The organism is Streptomyces sp. NPDC001678 (assembly GCF_042892945.1).
Lineage (GTDB): Bacteria > Actinomycetota > Actinomycetes > Streptomycetales > Streptomycetaceae > Streptomyces.
Window position 1 is genome coordinate 282,036 of record NZ_JBIAUP010000008.1, and the last position, 20,537, is coordinate 302,572.

Annotated in this window: 16 protein-coding genes; 4 read left to right on the top strand and 12 right to left on the bottom strand. The window is 72.7% G+C overall.

Going from position 1 to position 20,537, the window contains the following annotated elements:
- Positions 1-96: 96 nt before the first annotated feature.
- From ACFYZR_RS19460 to ACFYZR_RS19470, 3 genes are all read right to left on the bottom strand, one after another.
- Positions 97-855, bottom strand: a complete 759-nt coding sequence (locus ACFYZR_RS19460; protein ID WP_311610966.1) for an NUDIX hydrolase — start codon at positions 853-855, stop codon at positions 97-99.
- An 88-nt stretch (positions 856-943) separates the two neighbouring features.
- The gene (locus tag ACFYZR_RS19465) at positions 944-2,959 is read right to left on the bottom strand and encodes a glycogen debranching N-terminal domain-containing protein (RefSeq protein ID WP_391911756.1); all 2,016 of its coding nucleotides are present in this window, start codon (positions 2,957-2,959) and stop codon (positions 944-946) included.
- 197 nt (positions 2,960-3,156) lie between these two features.
- Entirely contained in the window at positions 3,157-4,845 is a 1,689-nt protein-coding gene (locus ACFYZR_RS19470) for a DUF4192 domain-containing protein (RefSeq protein WP_391911758.1), read from the bottom strand.
- Positions 4,846-5,003: 158 nt separating this feature from the next.
- On the opposite strand from ACFYZR_RS19470, the gene ACFYZR_RS19475 reads away from it, so the two are divergent.
- Both ACFYZR_RS19475 and ACFYZR_RS19480 read left to right on the top strand, forming a co-directional pair.
- Complete coding sequence (locus ACFYZR_RS19475) at positions 5,004-7,166, top strand: RecQ family ATP-dependent DNA helicase (protein WP_391911760.1); 2,163 nt, start codon at positions 5,004-5,006, stop codon at positions 7,164-7,166.
- 230 nt (positions 7,167-7,396) lie between these two features.
- Complete coding sequence (locus tag ACFYZR_RS19480; protein ID WP_391911762.1) at positions 7,397-7,984, top strand: hypothetical protein; 588 nt, start codon at positions 7,397-7,399, stop codon at positions 7,982-7,984.
- Between the two features lie 60 nt (positions 7,985-8,044).
- Here ACFYZR_RS19480 and ACFYZR_RS19485 read toward each other — a convergent pair whose 3' ends face one another.
- From ACFYZR_RS19485 to ACFYZR_RS19500, 4 genes are all read right to left on the bottom strand, one after another.
- Complete coding sequence (locus ACFYZR_RS19485; RefSeq protein ID WP_391911764.1) at positions 8,045-8,638, bottom strand: hypothetical protein; 594 nt, start codon at positions 8,636-8,638, stop codon at positions 8,045-8,047.
- Positions 8,639-8,703: 65 nt separating this feature from the next.
- Positions 8,704-9,405 carry a ribonuclease HII gene (locus tag ACFYZR_RS19490; RefSeq protein WP_391911766.1) on the bottom strand — a complete coding sequence of 234 codons (702 nt, stop codon included), beginning with the start codon at positions 9,403-9,405 and terminating at the stop codon, positions 8,704-8,706.
- A 65-nt stretch (positions 9,406-9,470) separates the two neighbouring features.
- Positions 9,471-10,364, bottom strand: coding sequence for an ADP-ribosylglycohydrolase family protein (locus tag ACFYZR_RS19495; protein WP_391911768.1), 894 nt, complete (start codon positions 10,362-10,364; stop codon positions 9,471-9,473).
- Positions 10,365-10,375: 11 nt separating this feature from the next.
- Positions 10,376-11,035 carry a histidine phosphatase family protein gene (locus ACFYZR_RS19500; RefSeq protein WP_391911770.1) on the bottom strand — a complete coding sequence of 220 codons (660 nt, stop codon included), beginning with the start codon at positions 11,033-11,035 and terminating at the stop codon, positions 10,376-10,378.
- 139 nt (positions 11,036-11,174) lie between these two features.
- Between ACFYZR_RS19500 and ACFYZR_RS19505 the strand changes: the two genes are divergently transcribed.
- Complete coding sequence (locus ACFYZR_RS19505) at positions 11,175-11,801, top strand: TetR/AcrR family transcriptional regulator C-terminal ligand-binding domain-containing protein (protein ID WP_391911772.1); 627 nt, start codon at positions 11,175-11,177, stop codon at positions 11,799-11,801.
- Positions 11,802-11,843: 42 nt separating this feature from the next.
- Here the strand turns inward: ACFYZR_RS19505 and ACFYZR_RS19510 are convergent, their stop codons facing one another.
- The 4 genes from ACFYZR_RS19510 to nrdR form a co-directional block, all read right to left on the bottom strand.
- On the bottom strand, positions 11,844-12,449 hold the full coding sequence (locus ACFYZR_RS19510; RefSeq protein ID WP_391911774.1) for a YdbC family protein: 606 nt from the start codon (positions 12,447-12,449) through the stop codon (positions 11,844-11,846).
- Positions 12,450-12,482: 33 nt separating this feature from the next.
- Positions 12,483-13,313: an arylamine N-acetyltransferase gene (locus ACFYZR_RS19515; RefSeq protein WP_391911776.1), complete on the bottom strand. Its 831-nt coding sequence runs from the start codon at positions 13,311-13,313 to the stop codon at positions 12,483-12,485.
- A 130-nt stretch (positions 13,314-13,443) separates the two neighbouring features.
- Positions 13,444-16,317, bottom strand: coding sequence for a vitamin B12-dependent ribonucleotide reductase (locus ACFYZR_RS19520; RefSeq protein WP_391911778.1), 2,874 nt, complete (start codon positions 16,315-16,317; stop codon positions 13,444-13,446).
- Between the two features lie 112 nt (positions 16,318-16,429).
- Positions 16,430-16,963: a transcriptional regulator NrdR gene (nrdR, locus tag ACFYZR_RS19525; protein ID WP_391911781.1), complete on the bottom strand. Its 534-nt coding sequence runs from the start codon at positions 16,961-16,963 to the stop codon at positions 16,430-16,432.
- A 577-nt stretch (positions 16,964-17,540) separates the two neighbouring features.
- Here nrdR and lexA point away from each other — a divergent pair.
- A complete protein-coding gene (lexA, locus tag ACFYZR_RS19530) occupies positions 17,541-18,326 on the top strand; it encodes a transcriptional repressor LexA (RefSeq protein ID WP_391911783.1) in 786 nt (261 codons plus the stop codon).
- Between the two features lie 210 nt (positions 18,327-18,536).
- Here the strand turns inward: lexA and ACFYZR_RS19535 are convergent, their stop codons facing one another.
- Positions 18,537-20,516: an ATP-dependent DNA helicase gene (locus ACFYZR_RS19535; RefSeq protein ID WP_391911785.1), complete on the bottom strand. Its 1,980-nt coding sequence runs from the start codon at positions 20,514-20,516 to the stop codon at positions 18,537-18,539.
- Positions 20,517-20,537 lie beyond the last annotated feature (21 nt).

Sequence of the window (20,537 nt, forward strand, 5' to 3'; positions counted from 1 at the left end):
CCGTGCCGCTGCGTGTTCCCTCCGGCGGCCCCGCCGAGGCCCTTTCTCAGGCTTCCCCTCGGGCTTTCGCGCCCCAGGGGCCCCAGGGGGTCGGCGCTATGCCTCGGGCCGCAGCATGGGCGGATTGAGCAGCGTGGCCCCGCCGGCCCGGAAGAGCTGCGCCGGGCGCCCGCCCTGGCGCGTCGTCGTCCCACCCGTGGGCACCAGGAATCCCGGGGTGCCGGTGACCTTGCGGTGGAAGTTCCGCGGGTCCAGGGCGACGCCCCACACCGCTTCATAGACCCGGCGGAGCTCGCCGACCGTGAACTCCTGGGGGCAGAAGGCGGTGGCCAGCGAGGAGTACTCGATCTTCGAACGGGCGCGTTCGACGCCGTCCGCGAGGATGCGGGCGTGGTCGAAGGCCAGCGGCGCGGCCTGCTCGCCCTCGCGCCCGTACCCGACCTCGTCCAGCAGGTCCTCGACGGGCGCCCAGCGCACGCTGCGCGCGTCACCGCCGGGGCGCGGGGCCGGCAGATCGGGCGCGAGCGCGAGGTGGGCCACGCTCACCACCCGCATCCGAGGGTCGCGCTTGGGGTCGCCGTAGGTGGCGAGCTGTTCGAGGTGCGCGGCGTTGGCGTTCGCGGGCGCCGCCGGGTCGTGGGCCTGCAGCCCGGTCTCCTCGGCCAGCTCCCGGGCGGCCGCCGTCGCCAGATCCTCATCGGCCCGCACGAATCCGCCGGGCAGGGCCCACCGGCCCTGGAAGGGGGGCTCGCCGCGGCGGACGGCCAGCGCGCACAGCGCGTGGCGTCGCACGGTGAGCACGACCAGGTCGACGGTGACTGCGAAGGGCGGGAAGGCCGACGGGTCGTAGGGCATATCGTGATCATAGTCGTCTGCCTGACGATAAACAGGCTCTTCCGCTCTCCCCATGAGCGGCCCGGCCGTGAACCCGGCACCCATCCGCTCACACCCCCAGTTGCAGGCCGGCCGCGGCTTCCTCGACCATGCCGAGCCCGAGCCTGCTGATCCGTACGGAGAACGGCCGCTCGGCGACGCGCAGCCCGGTGAACCGCAGCTCGCCGAGCGGCGCCGAGCGTGGCGGCCGGACCGTCACACCGCCCGCCGGGACGTCGGGGCGCACCCCGGCCGCCGCCGTCAGCAGCTGGACCGCGCCGGCGGCGGCGACGGCGGCGGGCCGGCAGGCCGCCGGGTGCGGCAGTGGCGCGCCGCCCGTGGTCCGCTGGTCCCCCGCGTACATCTCCGGCAAGCGGTGGCCGAAGGACTCGGAAGCGTCCAGAACCCCCCGGAGCAGCCCTGCGGCCTCCTTCTCGTACCCGGCCGTCATCAGCCCGGTCACGGCGACCGCCGTCTCATGGACCCGCACGGCTCCCCCGCGGTGCCCGAAGGGGTTGTGCCCGGGCTCCTTCGCCCCCAGGCTGCGCAGCCCCCAGCCGGAGTCGAGGGCGGGCCCGCCGAGCAGCCGGGCGAGCTGCTCGGTCTGCACCCGGTCGAGCAGCCCCGGGCCGTACTCCCCCGAGCCGAGCAGCCCCGTGTCCAGCAGGTGGGCCGCCGCGCACCCCAGGTGGGGTATCCGCCTGCCGTCGGCCGTGCGCGCGGCCACGGGCCGCCCGCCACCGCGATCCTCGGACCAGAAGTCCTCCCGGAAGCGGCGGCGCAGCGCCGCCGCCCACTCGCGCAGGCCCTCCACGCCGGGGCGGCCGTACGCCTCCAGCAGATCCGCCCCGAGGGACGCGGCCCGGTGGGCATGCGCCTGGACCTCGCAGCGGTACGGCCCGCCCGGTGCCGGGTCCGCGAGGTAGACCCGGTCCCCGGTGGCAGCCCGCAGCCACTCCAGGCACCGCTCGGCCGCGGGCAGCAGGGCCTCGGTCTCCTGCTCGGGGAGCCCCCAGCGCCGGGCCTCGGCCAGGACGACGGGGAACAGCAAGGTCGCCTCGACGCCGGTGCACCCGGGGGGCAGGTGGGCGCCCGAGTGCCGTAGCCCCCCGGGGATCCTGCCGGTGTCGGGCCCCGGGCCGGCGATCTGTGTACGCGCCAGGGTGCGCAGCGTGCCGACGGCCAGCCGGACGCCCAGGGGCAGGGTCATCCGGGCCGCCCACAGGGCCTCGGCGGGGGCAAGCTGACCGCACCGCCAGGGGATGCCGGCGGCGAGGTGGGCGTCGCCCGGGTGAACGGGGTCGCGGACGAGGAGCGCGCGGAGGTCGCCGAGGGCCGTCGCCAGCAGCGCCGCGACGCGCGGGTCGTCCCCGGCGGCCTCCGCCTCTCCCCAGGGCGGCGCCGCCCCGCCGCGGCCGTGCGCCGCCGACTCGGGTACCTGCGGCCGACCGGGCAGCTCCGGGCGGACCCGGAGCTCGATGCTCCGGCTGCCCCCGGGCGGCAGCCGTATCTCCCAGCACAGCAGTCCCGCCGAGGCGAGGACGTCGTCCGGGGCCGGGTCCGCGGTGAGCACCGCGTGCGTCCCGGGTGCCGACCAGCGCAGCCCGGAGGCGTGCACGTCGGCGGGCAGCTCGGGTCCGGCGGCCCCGGCGGCGATCGCGGCCAGCTCGGCGAGGTCGGTCCCCAGGGCCACTTCCACGGGGAGCGTCAGCTCCTGCGCCGCCGAACTGCGAACGACGATCCGCTCCACGCCCTCGGCGTCGCGCAACCGCTCGACGGTGACGGCCGGATCCGGCCCGGCGTCGGCGGGGGTGCGCACCGTGCCGACGAAGCGGGCGCGGTCCGCGCTGACCATCCGCCCCTGCACGGGCACCGGCTCGACCCCCGCGACCCGTACCCGGCACGTGCCCAAGAGCCTGCGGCCGCTCCGGTAGAACCCGTCGAGGCCGTGCCCGGTGAGCTGCCCGTGCGCACGGGAGATCGCGAGCGCCGGAAGGGCCACGCAGATCAGCGACTCGTGCACGGGCTGCGGCCCCTGGGCGCGCGCACTGCCGCCGCGCCGCTGCTCGGGCGGTCGCTGCACCAAGTGGGGCGTGTGGGTCGAAGAACCTTTGGGGGCGATGCCTTGCACGGTGTCTGCGCTCCCTGGGTGCTCGCGGTCCGGGTACCGGCGGCCCTGAGCGAGCCGCCGGATGGCCGACGACGGTCGTCGACGACGATTACGGCCACTTAGGTGAACGGCGCCGGGCCCGCCGAAGTCACGGTGGCCCTCCGTGGCCGGGGTCATGACCGGCTCCGCGCGCCCCGCTGCCCACCGCGCCGCCGCGTACGCGCCCGTCCCGCCGGCCCGCTGGCTCCCGCGGGGCCCACGGGCCCGGCCGGAGAGCCCGGCCCGCTCGTACCGCCCGGGCCGGCAGGCCCACTTGTGCCGCCCGGATCGGCGGATCCTACGCGGGCCGGCCCCACGACAGCCGGCCCAGTGCCGGTGGTCGCGGACCGGGCACGGCGTCGCCGTTCTTCCGCGCGGTCCGCTGTTTCCCCCGCCCTCGCCGCCTCCACCGCTCCCCTCGTTCCCGCCGTCCCCGCCACTTCCGCCGCTTCCCTGCCCTCCGTCGCCGTCGCCGCGATGTCCCTCACCATCGCCGTCTCCGTCCCCGGCACCGGGCTCGTCATGGCCACCAGGTCCGTCTTGACGTCCGTCTTGGCCACCGCGCCGGGCCGCGTCACCTTGGGCCCCGCCGTCGTGCCGGACTGCCGGCTCCTGGCGTCCGCGGCCGCCGCGCGGGCCGCTTCGGCGTGGGCCGCCGTGTGCACCGCACGGTCGGCGCGTTCGCGGCGCAGGCAGCGGCGGAGGTGTTCGGGGTCCATTCCGTCGTTGCACGCGCGGTGCAGGAGCTGGGCGAAGAGGTATTCCGGGTCTGCGCTCAGGGCCCGGCTCAAGGCGACCCGGGCCTCCGGGTGGTCGCCGATCGACCAGGCGACCCAGCCCGCCAGGGCGAGGGGCGCGGCCGCGTGCTCCGTATAGGGAGATACGCACCGCCGGGCGAGCGCCCGCCACAAGCGCAGCACCGCCGGGGCCCGGGGCCCCTCCATCCATTCCGCGGCGTGGTCGCGCGTGGTGCGGTCCTGAAGACCGAGGATGACGGCCGCCGCCTCGTCGGCGGCCAGGAGGTCGTCGTCACGGGCGTCGGCTTCCGCCCGGCCGACGACGGGCCGGGCCGCGTGGAACCGGCCCACGACCAGGCTCACCAGGTCCAGCGTCTCCTGTCGTACGGTCCGGCCGGCGGTGCCGGCCAGGATGCGCGGGACGAGGTCGGCGGCGGCCGCGTCCAGCGCGGACTGCTGCTCCAGCGCCCGTCCTCCGGTGAGCGGGGCGTACCGGGCCTCCATCTCGCGGAGCGTTCCGCGCACCTGGATCCCCGCGTAGGCGGCGGCCGCCGCCATGACCGAGGTGCCGGGAGGGGTCAGTGGCGCGCCGTCCGGCGGGCAGCAGCGTTCGTCGGGGCAGCAGTAGGACCAGTAGCGGCCGTCGGAGAGGCACAGCGCCTCGTAGACGGGCACGTCCAGTCCTCCGCAGGCCAGGCGCAGGCTCTGGGCCAGCGGGCGGAGCCGCTCCATCACCTGGCGGCCGGTCTCTCCCCCGGCGGGGTCCTGGCACAGGAACAGGACGATGCCGTCGGGCCGGGAGCCCCGCTTGTCGCAGCCCGAGATCAGGGTCTCCGCGAGCTGCCGGCTGACGTCGGGCCACTCCTCCGGGCCCGGGATACCGAGCCTGAGCCGCCCGCCGAAGCGGCCGCGCTCGCCGTGCAGGGCCAGCATCACCACGCTGTCGTTCGGGTGGAAGCCCAGCAGATACGGGAGGGCGTCGGCGAGTTCGGCCGGGCTGCGCAGCGTGATCTGCGCGTCCGGCGGGGTGTCCCGGGCGGCGGAGGAGTCGGTGGAGGGGCGGGAGGACTCGTTGTGGTGGGTCATGGCCCGAGAGTCCCGCGAGGCCGTCCGAGCCCGCCAGCCCTGTGGATAACTCCAGAAGTATTGTCGTACTACTCCTGTGGAGAACTCTCCGTGCGGGTTTTCCACAGGCCCGGCCACCGGGTTCGCGCGTTGTCAGTGTCCTCGTGTTGCATGGGGGCATGACCAACGAAGCCCTCCGCACCTCGGCGGACACCGTCCTCGCCCGTCTCGTCGGAGACGCCACGGGCACGGCGAGACTGCGCGAGGACCAGTGGCGCGCGATCGAGGCCCTCGTCGCCGACCGCCGCCGCGCGCTGGTCGTCCAGCGCACCGGGTGGGGCAAGTCCGCGGTGTACTTCGTCGCGACCGCCCTGCTGCGGGCGCGGGGCAGCGGCCCGACCGTGATCGTCTCCCCGCTGCTCGCCCTGATGCGCAACCAGGTCGAGGCGGCCGCGCGGGCGGGCATCCACGCGCGCACGATCAACTCCTCCAACACCGAGGAGTGGGAGACCGTCCAGGCCGAGGTCGCGGCGGGCGAGGTGGACGTGCTGCTGGTGAGCCCCGAGCGGCTCAACAACCCCGACTTCCGCGACAACGTGCTGCCCAAGCTCGCCGCCGCCACCGGTCTGCTCGTCGTCGACGAGGCGCACTGCATCTCCGACTGGGGCCATGACTTCCGGCCCGACTACCGCCGGCTGCGGACCATGCTCGCCGACCTGCCGCCAGGGGTGCCGGTGCTCGCGACGACCGCCACGGCCAACGCCCGCGTCACCGCCGATGTCGCCGAGCAGCTGGGGACGGGCGAAGGGGCGGAGGCGCTGGTGCTGCGCGGTCCGCTGGACCGGGAGAGCCTGAGCCTCGGCGTCCTGGAGCTCCCGGACGCCGCCCACCGCCTGGCCTGGCTCGCCGATCACCTCGACGAGCTCCCCGGTTCGGGCATCGTCTACACGCTCACGGTCCCCGCCGCCGAGGAGGTCGCGGCGTTCCTTCGCCGGCGCGGGCACACCGTGACCTCGTACACGGGCAAGACCGAGAACGCCGACCGTCAGCAGGCCGAGGAGGACCTGCTGGCGAACCGCGTCAAGGCGCTGGTGGCCACCTCCGCGCTGGGCATGGGCTTCGACAAGCCCGACCTCGGCTTCGTGGTCCACCTCGGCTCCCCCTCCTCCCCCATCGCCTACTACCAGCAGGTGGGCCGGGCCGGGCGCGGCGTCGAGCACGCCGAGGTGCTGCTGCTGCCCGGGCGCGAGGACGAGGCGATCTGGAAGTACTTCGCGTCGCTGGCCTTCCCGCCGGAGGAGCAGGTCCGTCGCACGCTGGACGTGCTGGCCGCCGCGGACCGGCCGCTCTCGCTGCCCGCCCTCGAACCGCTGGTGGACCTCCGGCGCTCCCGGCTGGAGACCATGCTGAAGGTCCTCGACGTGGACGGCGCCGTGCACCGGGTCCGCGGCGGCTGGACCTCGACCGGCGCGGCCTGGACGTACGACGGCGAGCGGTACGCCTGGGTCGCGCGGCAGCGCGAGGCGGAGCAGCGGGCCATGCGGGAGTACGCGGCGACGACCGGGTGCCGGATGGAATTCCTGCGGCGGCAGTTGGACGACGAGGCGGCGGCGCCCTGTGGGCGGTGCGACAACTGTGCCGGGTCCCGGTTCTCCGCCGGCGTCTCCGGCGCGGCCCTGGACGCCTCCCGGGGCGAGCTGGGCCGACCGGGGGTGGAGGTGGAGCCGCGCCGGATGTGGCCGACGGGGATGGCCGCGGTCGGCGTGGACCTCAAGGGGCGGATCCCCGTGGGGGAGCAGGCCGCGCCCGGCCGGGCGCTCGGGCGGCTCTCCGACATCGGCTGGGGCAACCGCCTGCGTCCTCTTCTCGCGCCGCAGTCCCCGGACGCCCCCGTTCCGGACGACGTTGCGGACGCGGTGGTGACCGTGCTGGCCGACTGGGCCCGGGGAGCGGGCGGTTGGGCGTCCGGCTCACCGGACGCACCGGCCCGCCCGGTGGGCGTCGTCACCGTCGCCTCCCGGACCCGGCCGCTGTTGATCCGCTCGCTCGGCGAGCGCATCGCCGCCATTGGCCGGATGCCCCTCCTCGGCTCGGTCGAGTACGGGGGCACGGACGTGGACACCCGGGTGCCGCGCACCAACAGCGCCCAGCGGCTGCGGGCGCTGGACGGGGCGCTGACCGTGCCGCCGGCCCTCGCGGAGGCCCTGGCGTCGGCCGGCGGTCCGGTCCTTCTCGTCGACGACATGACCGACACCGGCTGGACCCTCGCCGTCGCGGCGAGGCTGCTGCGCCGCTCCGGAGCGAAGGAGGTGTTCCCTCTGGTCCTGGCCGTTCAGGGGTGACGTACGAGACGAGCGGGGGGCCCGGAACTCCGGGCCCCGGAACAGCGGATACCGGTCACTGGCGGCAATTGATCGTTGCCGCACGGTGGGTGGGGCCGCGAGAATTGGACGGGTCCCTCGCCATCGCCCGTCGCACAGACCGCCGGGACCGCTGTCGCGCCGTATGCCGCGGTGTACGCCCTGCCTGAGCTCCCGCCCCGGATCGTGGGCGTGCAGACGAAGGGAGAATCATGGCCTTCGGCTTCGCTCCACCCTCGTCCGCCGACTCGGTTCCCCGCCCGGGCAGGCTGCTCGAACCCACGGACTGGATCGCCTCGGGAGTGCCCCTGCTGCGCAATCCGCGCGAGGTGGTCAGCGGGCTCCACGCCCGGCACTCGCCGACGCCGTCCACGGCGGTCGTCGCCGTCTTCCAGCCGGACGAACGGCTTGTGGCCAGCGCCTCCTTCATCCGGCACGCCGGGCGCGCGGGCCCGGCCGACGGCTGGGAGCTGCGCAACGCGCTCCTCACCCAGCTGCGCCGGGTGATCCCCCACGATCTGCGCAGACGCGCACCCGTCCGCACGGCCGTGCTGCTCTACTGCCGTGAGGGCGAGTCCCATTGGACGGAGGAGGACGGCGCGTGGATGTGGGCCCTGCGCGACGCCTGCGCGCTGCACGGCCTGCGTTGCGGCGCGTACATCACACTCACCGGCACCGGGTGGCAGATCCTCGGCGAGGGACGCAGCGGCCGCAGGCCGTGCTCGGCCGCCTATCCGGTCGTACCGCTCAGCTCCGGCGGCGGAGCGCCCGAGGCGCACCGTCGTACGGTGGCCCGGTGAGGCGATACGCCACGGCGGCCGACGGCTCCCTCGCGGGTGGCCGGCCGCCGTGGGCGTCCGTCAGGCGCCGACGGAGAGAAGGCTGTTGACCCGCTGCGGGTCACCGCAGACGATCAGCAGCGCGCCGGCGCGGGCCATGGCCGCGGGCAGCACGCCGGCCACCGCGGCGTCCGGCCCGCCGTTGACGGCCACGACGACGACCGGGCGGGGCGCGACCCGCTGGGCGTCGGCGTTCGCGTAGAAGACGTCGTCCCCGGCGTCGTGCTGCGCCCAGTAGGACGCCTCGCCGAAGGACAGCTCGTGCGCGGCCCAGGGGTGCGGGTCGCCGGTGGTGAGGACCAGCACCTCGCCGGGGGCCCGGCCGCTGTCGAGCAGGACGTCGACGGCCTCGTCCGCGGCGTCCAGGGCGCCCTCGGCGGTGGCCGGGATCAGCTGGATCTGCGGGGTGGCCGCCGAAGCCCCGGCGGCCTTCTCGCGCGGTGCGCGCTGGGCCGGGACGGGGGCGCGGTGCGGGCCGGTGCCGCCGGGCCGTATGGGGGCCGGTCGGGGACCAGGGACAGGGCGGGGGGTCGCCGCGGTCCGGCCGGGGGCCGGTACCGCGCGGGGACCCGGGACACTCTCGTGAATCTGAGGCTCCTCGGGGATGAGAGGCATGAGTTGATGTTTATCAAACGCCGGTGCGAGTCGCGTCGGCGGGTGGCGCTGTGCGCCGGTCCGGATCAGAAATCGAAGCCGAGCTGACCGCCGGCCTCCAAGGCCATGTCGTCGGGGCTGATACGGGCTCGCTTGAGATGCTGCCACCGGGGCAGCGCGTCCAGATAGGCCCACGACAGCCGGTGGTGCGGGGTGGGGCCCAGCTCCTCCAGGGCGGCGCGGTGCACGGGCGACGGGTAGCCCGCGTTGTCGCGGAAGCAGAAGTCGGCGTGCTCCTCGTCCAGTTCGGCCATCATGGCGTCCCGCCGCACCTTGGCGATCACGGAGGCGGCGGACACGACCACACAGGACTGGTCGCCCTTGATGACCGTACGGACCTTCCAGGGCGCCCCGAGATAGTCGTGCTTGCCGTCGAGGATCACCGCGTCGGGTCGTACGGGCAGTGCTTCCAGTGCCCGGGTGGCCGCCAGCCGGAGGGCCGCCGTCATGCCCAGCTCGTCGATCTCCTGTGGGGAGGAGTGGCCGAGCGCGTACGCGGTGACCCAGGACTCCAGCTGCTCGGCGAGCGCGGTGCGCCGCTTGAGCGTCAGCAGTTTGGAGTCCGTGAGCCCCTCGGGCGGACGGCGGAGCCCGGTGACGGCCGCGCACACGGTGACGGGACCGGCCCAGGCGCCCCGGCCGACCTCGTCCACACCGGCGACGATCTTTGCTCCGGTCGTCGCTCGGAGGGAGCGCTCGACGCTGTGAGTAGGCGGTTGGTAGGGCATGACGCCTGCAAGGTTACGCCTTTGAGGCCTGGCTGTCCCGCCCCGCCCCCGCTCCTTCCGTCCGCTCAGCGCGAAGCGGCCGGAAGCCAGGCGGGGAGGGCTTCCGTGGACTCCAGCCAGGCCGCCGGCGGAGCTCCTCGTTCCGCCGCGGCGACCACTCCTCCGGCGATCGCGGACGTGGTGTCCACGTCGCCGCCGGCCCGGGCCGTCGTCCAGAACGCCTCCTCGAACGAGTCGAGATGGCGGGCCGCGGCCCACAGCGCGAAGGGCACGGTGTCATGGGCGCTGGTCCGCCGGCCGCAGCCCAGGACGGCGGCGACGGTGTTCGTGTCGCCGTAGTCGAGCATGTCGCGGGCGCGGCGCAGCCCCTGCTGGACCGCGCTGCGCGGCACGAGCGCGATCACTCCGTCCAGCAGGGCCTCCGGGCCGGTGGTGCCGGCCGGGCCCGCGGCGATGGCCGCCGCGGCGGCCACGGCCATGGCACCGGCCACGGCCTCGCGGTGCTGGTGGGTGGTGTACGCCGAGATCTCGGCCTGGTGCGTGGCCTGCTCGGGGTCGTCGGCGTACCAGGCGCCCAGCGGCGCGATGCGCATGGCGGCGCCGTTGCCCCAGGATCCCTGCCCCTTGAACAGCGCGGCGGCCAGCTCGCGCCAGTCGCCGCCCTCCCTGACCAGGCGCAGCATCCTGTTGACCGCGGGACCGTAGCCGCGGTCGAAGTCGTGGTGCTCGGCGAAGGAGCGCGCGAGGGCGTCCTGGTCGACGCGGCCGTGCTCGGCCAGGACCGCCAGCACGGAGCAGGCCATCTCGGTGTCGTCGGTCCAGCTCCAGGGCCCGGGCGGGAGCTCGCGACGCTTGAGGGACGGATAGTGGGCGGGGACGAAGAACTGGGAGCCGAGGGCGTCACCCACGGCCAGCCCCTGGAGACTCGCCAGGGCCCGGTGGAATCGGTCAGTTGTCATCGCTGCGAACTCTAGTCGGTGAAGCCGTACGACTCGGGGGTACACCAGCGCTCGAACGGCCGGTCCAGGTGATAGCGGCCGTCGGAACCGAGCAGCAGCATGCGGGTCTCGGCGTTGCCCGGGTTGGACAGGCACTCGAACTCGGCGACGGTCCAGTGCAGCCATCTCATGCAGAACAGCCGCATGGTCAGGCCATGGGTGACGAGCAGGACGTTGGGCGGGTGGCCCGGGTCCTCGAAGCTGCGCCACAGGCTCTCCAGGAAGGCGCCGACCCGGTCGTAGACGTCGGCCCCGGACTCGCCCTGGGCGAAGCGGTAGAAGAAGTGCCCGTAGGCGTCGCGGTAGGCCTTCTGGCGGCGTACGTCCTCCCGTTCCTGCCAGTTCCCCCAGTCCTGCTCGCGCAGGCGCGGCTCCTCGCGCACGCGGACGCGGGCGGGGTCGAGCTTCAGCGCGTGGAAGGTCTGGTGCGCGCGGCGGTAGGGCGAGACGTACGCGGAGATCCGCTCGTCGCCGAAGAGCTCCCGGAGCGGCCCCCCGGCCCGCTCGGCCTGCTTGCGGCCCTTCGCCGTCAGGCTGAGGGCGTGGTCGGGCTCCCGCTCGTAGACCGTGTCGTCGACGTTGCCCTCCGACTCTCCGTGCCGGAGGAGGACGATGCGCCGGGGGCGTGACATGCCGCCACCCTAGAGCCAACAGCCGGACCATGCCTCACGCTCCCCCGGCGATCGGACTCGACACGACACCAAACGCAACCGAAGTCGCGTTACCCTCAGAGTGGCACACCTCGCCCGACTAACGCAACGGGAGTTGCACTTGGCAGCGGACTCCTCGACCTCGGCGCCCGGCACCGTCCGGCCCGGCGGACGCACCGCCCGCACCCGCGCCGCCGTGCGCGACGCCGTCCTCGCCGGGCTCGTCGAGCACGGCTACCCCGGCCTGACCGTCGACTACGTCGCCGAGCGCTCCGGCGTGCACAAGACCACGCTCTACCGCCGCTGGGGCGGCGTCGACGGGCTCGTGGCGGAGGCTCTCGGCCTCGCGGGAGAGGACACCTGGACGCCGCCCGACACCGGCACCCTCAGAGGCGATCTCCAGGCGCTCGCCCACGGGATCGTCGACGCCTTCACCGACCCGGGGACCGCCGCCACCCAGACAGCCTTGATCGCCGCCGCGTTCCGGTCCGAGCGCGCGGCGGAGGCCCTGCGCGCCTTCCACCGCGAGCGCTTCGCGCGCTGTGGGCCGCTGATCGCGCGGGCCGTCGAGCGGGGCGAGGCGCCCGCCGGCACCGACGCGGGCGCCGTCGTACGGGCCGTGTCCGCACCGCTGTTCCTCAGGCTGTTCATTACCCGGGAGCCCGTCGACGCCGCCGTCGCGGACGAGGCCGCCGAGGCCGCGCTCACGGCGGTCGCCGCGGGCGTCCACGTCACAATGGCGGACTGACACGGCCGGTCGCACCCGGCCCCAGGCGCGCAGGCCGCGCCCTCACACCGTCCACGCCTGCTCTATCTGCACGACGTCACCGGTGATCGCCGCGACGTCGGCCTCGGTCTGCGCCCGCAGGGCGAGCCGCTCCACCCGGTCCTCGCGGTACTTCCCGTGCTCCGCCCCGGAGTCCCACATCGACAGGACCAGGAACTCCGGGCCGGGCGCCTCACCGAAGACCCCCCGCAGCATCCCGGGCGACCCGGCCATCGCCGGGTTCCACACCTTCTCCTGCATCAGCGTGAAGTGCTCCACCCGGTCCTCATGGACCCGGCAGTGCGCGAAACGCACCACGTCCGCGTCCCCGAACTGCGGCCGGAAGCCCACCTTCACATCGAAGCGGTGCTCGAAGAGCCGCACCTGGACGTTCCTGAACGTGCCGGCCTGCGCCGCCGCCAGCCTGTCGTGGGACCGCGCCATGAAGGAGTCGTAGAACGACCGGCTCTCCCAGAAGCCGAAGAGGTGCACCACACCGGGACGCGCCCGGCTCCAGCCACCCCCCTGCCCCCGGAATCCCGGTTCACCGAGCAGTCCCGCCCATTTCCGCTGCCCCCGCTCGAACCCCCGGCGGTCCACCACGGTGCAGCGAATCCACTTGACCAGCACCGACCCATCGTACGGCGACCGCAGTGGCACACGTCACGTAGCGGCGCGGTACACGCGGGTGAGGGTCGCGGCGTCCTCGGCGTCCAGTTCGATCCGGAACTCGTTCTTCAGCACCGTGGTCAACTCCTCGGCACCGACTTCACGTTCATCCCCCGACCCATCAGGACGCGCGTTCGTCAGCGTCGAACCCACGAGCGTCCGCCGTAGGCCCGGCTCCGTTCGCTGGACCACCGGCCGCGAGACGAAGGGCGAGCGCGGGTGCGTCGAGATGTAGTGGTTCATCACCGCGTAGTCGACCGGGTGACGCTCCTCGGGGCCGAAGGCGTACAGGTCGAACCAGCCGTCCGGATGGAGCGAGCGCAGGACGCGTACGTCCTTCTGCTCACGCCCGAGTTCAAACGTCCACTCCCCCTGATCCACCCGGGCCCCGTCCCGTAGGGGAAGCGGTTCCAGCAACCCTTCGCCGCCGAAGCCGACGTCGCAGAGCCACTCCTCGCCACCGGCCTCGACCTTGAGCGCCATGTGCGTCGTCGGGCGCACGCTCCCGCTGCCCATGCGCACCCGCGCGCCGATCCCGGAGAACGCGAACCCCATGCGTTCCAGGGCGGCCGCCAGGAGCAGGTTCTGCTCGTAGCAGTAACCGCCGCGCCGCCTCGCGACCATCTTGTCCTGGAGCGCCTTCACATCGAGCAGGACGGGGCGGCCGAGCAGTACTTCGAGGTTCTCGAACGTGAACGCCGCGACATGACGTCGGTGCACCGCCCGCAGGGTCTCCGGATCCGGCCGGACGGGCCCCTCGAACCCGATGCGCGCCAGATAGGCGTCGAGCTCCAGCTCGGCGCCGCCCCATATGGAATGCCCCATCCCCGTACCGCCTTTCACGTGATCGCCCCACCAGTATTCACCTGTGCGCACGGACCGCGGAAAGCCGATGACCACGGAAAAGCCGATGGGGGAACCGGCACGGGCCGGTTCCCCCATCGTCACAGGATGATCAGCTGCAACCGCTGGTCGAGCCGCAGCCCTCGCAGAGGTAGCAGCTGCCCGCGCGGCGCATCTTCGTACCGCAGGAGAAGCACAGCGGCGCGTCGGCGTTCAGGCCGAGCTGCATCTCCACCAGCTCGGTGGAGTTGTGGGCCTGCTTCGGCGCCGGGGCGGCCGCGGCGGGCTGCGCCGGAAGCTCCGGCTTGGCCGGCTCGACCTGACGCGGCGCGGACTGGGCCAGGCCCTCGACGTCGACCTCATCGGCCGCCGGCTCGTACGAACCGGTGTCCAGGTGGCGCTGACGCTCCTCGGCGGAGTGGATGCCCAGGGCAGAGCGCGTCTCGAAGGGCAGGAAGTCCAGCGCCAGGCGGCGGAAGATGTAGTCGACGATCGACTGCGCCATCCGCACGTCCGGGTCGTCCGTCATACCGGCCGGCTCGAAGCGCATGTTGGTGAACTTCGAGACGTAGGTCTCCAGCGGCACGCCGTACTGGAGGCCGACCGAGACGGCGATCGAGAAGGCGTCCATCATGCCCGCGAGGGTCGAGCCCTGCTTGGACATCTTCAGGAAGACCTCGCCGAGGCCGTCGTCCGGGTAGGAGTTGGCGGTCATGTAGCCCTCGGCGCCGCCCACCGTGAAGGAGGTGGTGATGCCCGGGCGGCCCTTGGGGAGGCGCTTGCGGACCGGACGGTACTCGACGACCTTCTCCGCGACGGCGGGAGCGGGGGCCTCGGCCTTCTTCTCCTCCTCCTTCTTCTTGGCGGAGAGCGGCTGGCCGACCTTGCAGTTGTCGCGGTAGATCGCGAGGGCCTTCAGGCCCATCTTCCAGCCCTCGAAGTAGACCTCCTCGACCTCCTCGACGGTGGCCGACTCCGGCAGGTTCACCGTCTTGGAGATCGCGCCGGAGAGGAACGGCTGCGCGGCGGCCATCATGCGCACATGGCCCATGGCGGAGATCGCGCGCTCGCCCATGGCGCAGTCGAAGACCTCGTAGTGCTCGGTCTTGAGGCCCGGGGCGTCGATCACATTGCCGTGCTCGGCGATGTGGGCGACGATCGCCTCGATCTGCTCCTGCTGGTAGCCCAGGCGCTTGAGCGCCTTGGGGACCGTGTTGTTCACGATCTGCATCGAGCCGCCGCCGACGAGCTTCTTGAACTTGACCAGGGCCAGGTCCGGCTCGACGCCCGTGGTGTCGCAGTCCATCATCAGGCCGATGGTGCCGGTGGGGGCCAGCACGGAGGCCTGGGCGTTGCGGAAGCCGTTCTTCTCGCCGAGGCGGAGCACGTCCTGCCAGGCCTCGGTCGCGGCGGCCCAGACCGGGGTGTCCAGGTCGTCCATGCGCCGGGCGACGGCGTTGGCGTCGGAGTGCTGCTTCATGACGCGCTTGTGGGCGTCGGCGTTGCGGGCGTAGCCGTCGTACGGGCCGACGACCGCGGCCAGCTCGGCGGAGCGCTTGTAGGACGTACCCGTCATCAGCGAGGTGATCGCGCCGGCCAGGGCGCGGCCGCCGTCGCTGTCGTAGGCGTGGCCGGTGGCCATCAGCAGGGCGCCCAGGTTGGCGTAGCCGATGCCCAGCTGGCGGAAGGCGCGGGTGGTCTCGCCGATCTTCTCGGTCGGGAAGTCGGCGAAGCAGATGGAGATGTCCATCGCCGTGATCACCAGCTCGACGACCTTGGCGAAGCGCTCGGCGTCGAACGACTGGTTGCCGTTGTCATCGCGGAGGAACTTCATGAGGTTGAGGGAGGCGAGGTTGCACGAGGAGTTGTCCAGGTGCATGTACTCGCTGCACGGGTTGGACGCGGTGATCCGGCCCGTCTCCGGCGAGGTGTGCCAGTGGTTGATCGTGTCGTCGTACTGGATGCCCGGGTCGGCGCAGGCCCAGGCGGCCTCGGCCATCTTCCGGAAGAGGCCCTTGGCGTCGATCTCCTCAATGACCTCACCGGTCATCCGGGCGCGCAGGCCGAACTTCGTGCCGTTCTCGACGGCCTTCATGAACTCGTCGTTCACTCGGACGGAGTTGTTGGCGTTCTGGTACTGGACGGACGTGATGTCGTCGCCGCCCAGGTCCATGTCGAAGCCCGCGTCGCGCAGGGCGCGGATCTTCTCCTCCTCCTTCACCTTGGTGTCGATGAAGGCCTCGACGTCGGGGTGATCGACGTCCAGCACGACCATCTTGGCCGCACGGCGCGTGGCACCGCCGGACTTGATCGTTCCGGCGGAGGCGTCGGCACCGCGCATAAAGGAGACGGGGCCGGAGGCGTTGCCGCCGGAGGAGAGCAGCTCCTTGGAGGAGCGGATGCGGGAGAGGTTCAGGCCGGCGCCGGAGCCGCCCTTGAAGATCATCCCCTCTTCCTTGTACCAGTCGAGGATCGACTCCATGGAGTCGTCGACGGAGAGGATGAAGCAGGCGGAGACCTGCTGCGGCTGCTTGGTGCCGACGTTGAACCAGACCGGGGAGTTGAAGCTGAACACCTGGTGGAGCAGGGCGTAGGTCAGCTCGTGATCGAAGATCTCGGCGTCCGCCGGGGAGGCGAAGTACCCGTGCTCCTCGCCCGCCTTGCGGTAGGTGGACACCACGCGGTCGATGAGCTGGCGCAGGCTGGACTCGCGCTGGGGCGAGCCGGTCGCGCCGCGGAAGTACTTGCTGGTGACGATGTTGACCGCGTTCACCGACCAGAAGTCGGGGAACTCGACGCCACGCTGCTCGAAGTTGATCGAGCCGTCACGCCAGTTGGTCATGACGACGTCACGACGCTCCCAGACCACCTCGTCGTACGGGTGCACCCCGGGGGTGGTGTGGACGCGTTCGATGCGCAGGCCCTTGCCGCCCTTGTTCCCCTTGGAGCGGGAACCTCGTGCAGAGCCGCTCGTCGTCTCGGTCATGCCGCCTCCCTCTACGGGCAAAACGCCCATATGCGCCCATTTTCTTCCGGGGCGCGATGTGTTCTGTCACCCGGTGGCGCTCAGCGCCCCGGGTAGGTCTGGATGTCGTCGCTCAGTCGGCGGCGACGGCGGGCGCCGGCACTTCGGCGCCACCGGCGGGGGCCGCCGGGTCCGCGGCGGAGCCGCCGCTCCCGGTACGGCCGAGGCCCTCGCGCAGCTCCGCGACGGCGGCCTCGAAGTCCTCCAGCGAGTCGAACGCCTGGTACACGGACGCGAAGCGCAGGTATGCCACGAGGTCGAGGTCCTTGAGCGGGCCCAGTATGGCGAGCCCGACGTCATGGGTGGTGAGCTCGGCGCTGCCCGTGGCCCGCACCGCCTCCTCGACCCGCTGGCCGAGCTTCGCCAGGGCGTCCTCCGTGACCGGGCGGCCCTGGCACGCCTTGCGCACTCCGGAGATCACCTTGGTCCGGCTGAACGGCTCGGTGACCCCGCTCCGCTTGATCACCATGAGTGACGCGGTCTCCACGGTGGTGAACCGGCGGGAGCAGTCGGGGCACTGACGGCGCCTGCGGATCGAACAACCGTCATCGGTGGTCCGGCTGTCGACGACACGGCTGTCGGGGTGCCTGCAGAAGGGGCAGTGCATGGCTCTCCACCCTCCTTCACCCTCGAGGAACCTCGAAAAAGCTGTACGCGTTCTCCGGCTTCGGCGACCCCGCAGGGGTCTCGCCGAGCAGCCCCCAGCATAGGCGATGACCGGGACCCGGAATGACCAGGGAGGGGCATCGACCACAACTTGTGGGTAGCTGTCGCCATCAAACCACTAGATCTGGTGCCCGGCCGCCAGGATCTCCCCTAGCGTGTCGCGCCGCGCCGACGGGACACGGCCCCGCGCGGGACGCCCGGAGACAAGCCGGGAGGGCCGCGGATGACACACTGGGGACGTAGCACGGCGACGCCGCCGGACACCGCCGACATCCCTCGGACGGCGACGGACGGACCGTCCGCGCGTGCGCCAGGCGACCCGAACGGACCTCCGGCGCGAGCGGGCGAACCGCGCATCGAAGAGTACCGTAATGGGGCGAATTGATCTTTGCCCGTACACCCTGCCGACTGATCAAGTCAGCCAATCCGCGATATTTCACTCGAACGTGTGTTTGGCGCAACCTTTCGAAAGCAACTACCGTTGTCCAGCTAGGGAGAACATCTCGAGAGGGGCCGACGTGACCACCACCGCAGACAGCGCCACCATCACCGCCCAGGACCGCTCCCAGAACCGACTCGACCAGGCACACCCGATGAATGACGCAGCCATGAACGCCGAGGGGCAGAAGCCGGCCCGCTCGCTCCCAGGACGGCCCCCCGGCATCCGGGCGGACAGCTCCGGGCTCACCGACCGGCAGCGCCGCGTGATCGAGGTCATCAGGGACTCCGTCCAGCGGCGCGGATACCCACCATCCATGCGCGAGATCGGCCAGGCGGTGGGGCTTTCCAGCACCTCCTCCGTGGCCCACCAGCTGATGGCCCTGGAGCGCAAGGGCTTCCTCCGCCGGGACCCGCACCGCCCGCGCGCCTATGAGGTGCGCGGCTCGGACCAGCCGAGCGCGCAGCCCACCGACACCACCGGCAAGCCCGCCGCCTCGTACGTCCCGCTGGTGGGCCGTATCGCCGCCGGTGGCCCGATCCTGGCGGAGGAGTCCGTCGAGGACGTCTTCCCCCTCCCCCGCCAGCTGGTCGGCGACGGGGAGCTGTTCGTCCTCAAGGTGGTCGGCGATTCCATGATCGAGGCCGCCATCTGCGACGGCGACTGGGTGACGGTCCGCCGCCAGCCCGTGGCGGAGAACGGCGACATCGTGGCCGCGATGCTCGACGGAGAGGCCACGGTCAAGCGTTTCAAGCGCGAGGACGGCCATGTCTGGCTGCTCCCGCACAATGCCGCCTATCAGCCCATTCCCGGCGACGAGGCCACCATTCTGGGCAAGGTCGTGGCCGTATTGCGGCGGGTCTGACACCACCCGCCGAAAGACCGGGCCCCGGGACCAACTGCGCCGGTTCCGGGGCTCTTCTTTATGCACCGACGTCTTTATGCGCTGACTCTTTATGCGCTGACATTTTTCGCGCGTCTTTTTTCTTTTATGCGGTGACGCATCTCAAGCAGCGAGTCACACGACATATCCGTGACCGTCGCGCGCATAAGCGCCTACGCGCCTACACGCACGCTATTTCCCCTCCGCCTTGGCCGCCGCGTCGATGGCGGCCAGGGAGCGGCGCACCTGATTACGGTCCGTGGTGTACCAGAAGTCCGGCATCGAGGCCCGCAGGAAGGATCCATAGCGGGCCGTCGCCAGCCGGGGGTCGAGCACCGCGACCACGCCGCGGTCGCCCGACGCCCGGACGAGCCGGCCCGCGCCCTGCGCCATCAGCAGCGCCGCGTGCGTCGCCGCCACGGCCATGAAGCCATTGCCCCCGGCGTCCTCCACGGCCCGCTGCCGGGCGCTCATCAGCGGGTCGTCGGGGCGGGGGAAGGGCACGCGGTCCATCACCACGAGCTGACAGCTCGGCCCGGGCACGTCGACGCCCTGCCACAGCGACAGCGTGCCGAACAGACACGTACGGGTGTCCGCCGCGAAGTTCTTGATGAGCTCGCCCAACGTGTCCTCGCCCTGGAGCAGGATCGGCGTGTCGAGCCGTCCCCGGAGCGCCTCGGCGGCCGCCTGGGCGGCCCGCATCGAGGAGAACAGCCCCAGGGTGCGGCCTCCGGCCGCCTCCACCAGCTCGGCCAGCTCGTCGAGCATGTCCGTCCGGTTGCCCTCCCGGCCCGGCTGGGCCAGGTGCCGGGCGACATAGAGGATGCCCTGCTTCGGATAGTCGAACGGCGAGCCGACGTCGACGCCCTTCCACGACGGGACGTCCTCGCCCTCGACGCCCTCGGGAGCGAGCCCCAGGGAGGCGCCGACGCCGTTGAAGTCACCGCCGAGCTTGAGCGTGGCCGAGGTCAGCACCACGGACCGCTCGCTGAAGAGCTTCTCCCGCAGCAGCCCCGACACCGACAGCGGCGCCACCCGCAGCGAGGCGCCGAAGCGGTCGTGCCGCTCGTACCAGACGACGTCGTACTCGGAGCCCTCCACGATGCGCTCCGCGACCGCGTGGACGTTCTCCACGGAGGCCAGGGCCTGCTTGCGGACGGCGTCCTCGTCCTGGACGGACTTGTCGCGGGTGTTGCCGATCGCCGAGATCACCGTGCGCGCGGCGTCGCGCAGCGCCATCAGGCAGTGGCCGAGATCCTCGGGGATCTCCTCCAGCCGGCCGGGCAGGGCGAGCTCCATCAGCCGCTCGAAGCTCTCCGCGGCGGTCTGGAGGGCATCCGCCGCCTTCTCGTCGACGAGCTTGGCGGCCCGCCGGACGGCCCGGTTGACCTGGCCCGGGGTGAGCTCACCGGTCGCGACACCGGTGACCCGCGAGACCAGCTCATGGGCCTCGTCCACGATCAGGACCTCATGGCCGGGGAGGACCGGGGCGCCCTCGATCGCGTCGATGGCGAGCAGCGCGTGATTGGTGACCACCACATCGGCGAGCTTGGCCCGCTCCCGGGCCGCCTCGGCGAAGCACTCGGCGCCGTAGGCGCACTTCGAGGCGCCCACGCACTCGCGGGAGGTGACGGACACCTGGGCCCAGGCGCGGTCGGAGACGCCGGGCGTCAGATCGTCCCGGTCGCCGCTCTCGGTCTCGTCCGCCCAGTCGCGCAGGCGCAGCAGGTCCTTGCCGAGCTTGCTGGTGGGCGCGGCCGACTCGAGGGGGTCGAAGAGCCCCTCCTCCTCGTCCTGCGGGACGCCCTCGTGGAGCCGGTGGAGGCACAGGTAATTGGAGCGGCCCTTGAGCATCGCGAACTCGGGGCGGCGGCGCAGCTGCGGATGCAGCGCGTCGACCGTCCTCGGCAGGTCGCGCTCGACGAGCTGGCGCTGAAGCGCGAGCGTCGCCGTCGCGACGACGACGCGCTCGCCGTGGGCGAGGGCCGGCACGAGGTAGCCGAGCGACTTACCGGTGCCGGTGCCCGCCTGGACGAGCAGGTGGGAACCGTCGTCGATGGCCGTGGCGACGGCTTCGGCCATGGTGACCTGGCCGGGCCGCTCGGAGCCGCCGACGGCGGAGACGGCGGCGTGCAGCAGGTCGGTGACGGAGGGCGAGGAGGTGGCAGTCATAGCCTGTTCAGCCTACGGTGC